General features: G+C 67.8%; 1 protein-coding gene. It reads right to left on the bottom strand.

Annotation, left to right across the window (positions count from 1 at the left end; translation table 11 throughout):
* On the bottom strand, positions 1-1,563 hold a 1,563-nt coding region (locus tag DMX06_RS26010), incomplete at both ends, for a ShlB/FhaC/HecB family hemolysin secretion/activation protein (RefSeq protein WP_110739980.1).

The following is a 1,563-nucleotide window of genomic DNA, read 5'->3' on the forward strand; positions in this document are numbered from 1 at the left end:
TTCCAGGCTGTGGGCGAAGGTCACGCTGGCGGCCATGTGCTGGCCGCGGGCGAACAGCTCCAGCGAGTGGCTGCTGGCACGGCCGTGGTACTCGCCGTTGTAGCGATCGTTGCGGATCACCCCGAGGTCGTAGCCCAGGCCCAGGCCGTACTCGGCCACCAGCGGTTGCAGCAGCGGCCAGTTCACCGGGCGGGTCCAGCGCAGGTCGTTGCGCCAGTAGCCGCCGCTGTCGCCGGACAGTGACTGGTCCTTGAGGCCGCGCACCGACGACAGCCCGCCCAGGCTGATGCGCTGCGGGCTGAACAGCACGTCCTCGCTGCGCTGGCCGGTGGCCAGGCTGCTGAAGCTCAGGCGCTCGCCGAAGAGCTGGAAACCCTGCACGTAGCTGAGCGTGGCGCTGTACTTGCGGTAGCGCGCCACCGGCTGGCCCGGGCGTGGATGGCCGTTGTCCTGGGCGTCGAAGGCGCCGATGCCTTCCTGGGTGCCCAGGTCGAGGTTGACGAAGGCATTGCCCAGGCGCCGGCCATGGTTGATGCCGAACTGCGCCTCGCTCAGGCGGTTGCTGCTGCCGGCCAGACGGCTGTCCTCGATATAGTTGTTGGTGCGCAGGTGGGCCATGCCAGCATTGAGCGAGGTCTTGCTGGTGGCGTCGCGGTGCACCACGCGCTCGGCGCGCAGCTGGTGGTTCTGGCTGTCGCCGGTCTGCTTGAAGGCAAAGCCGTTGGCCTGGGCCAGGGAGCGGTATTCGCTCTCGCTGTAGCTGTAGGTGAAGTTCCACCAGCCCCACGGCAGGTTGTAGAACAGCACGCCGTTCTTCGAGCCCTGGGTATGATCGCTAACCACGTCATGACCGCCGCGCAGCATCAGCTGGTCGGCCAGCCCCAGTGGGCTGTCCCATTCCAGGCCAAGGTTGAGCATCTGCTCGCCGGTGCTGCGCTGGCCTTCGTTGTTGCGCGACAGCGAAGCGCGCCAGGGTTTCTGCTGGGTGTTGCGCACCAGCACTTCGCTGCCGCCGACGGCCTTGCCCGGGGTCAGTTCCATCTGCGCCTTGTTCGACGGCAGGCGGTTGAGCTGGTCGACCATCTGCTCGATCTCGCGCAGGTTCAGGCGCTGGTCGATATCGCCGGGGAAGGCCATGGCCAGTTCGCGGTCGCTCAGGCCGCTGGCCGGGTCCGGGCGCAGCCCTTCCAGGCGCCCTTCCACCACCAATACCTGCAGGTGACCCGAGGACAGGTCCTGCTGCGGCAGGTAGGCACGGCTGGTGACCAGGCCGCGGCCCAGGTAATGGTCGGTGATGGCCTTGAGCAAGGCATTGAGCTGGGTGACGCCCAGGCACTGGCCGATGAAGGGCTTGAGCAGGCGGTCGCGGTCGGCGGCGGACAGGCTGTCGGCGCCCTTGAGTTCAATGGTGTGGATGGTGAAGCAGCGGCTGTCGGTCGCCGGTTGCGACTCACCGGGTTCAGCGGCCTTGCCGGGCAGGTTGCGCAGCTCTTCGAGGCGGCGCTGCTGCTCTTCGAGCAGACGGTCCTGGCGGTCGCGGATCAGGTCCTGGTCGCCGGGTGA

It is taken from the genome of Pseudomonas mosselii (assembly GCF_003205295.1).
In the GTDB taxonomy this organism is placed as follows: Bacteria; Pseudomonadota; Gammaproteobacteria; order Pseudomonadales; family Pseudomonadaceae; genus Aquipseudomonas; species Aquipseudomonas mosselii_B.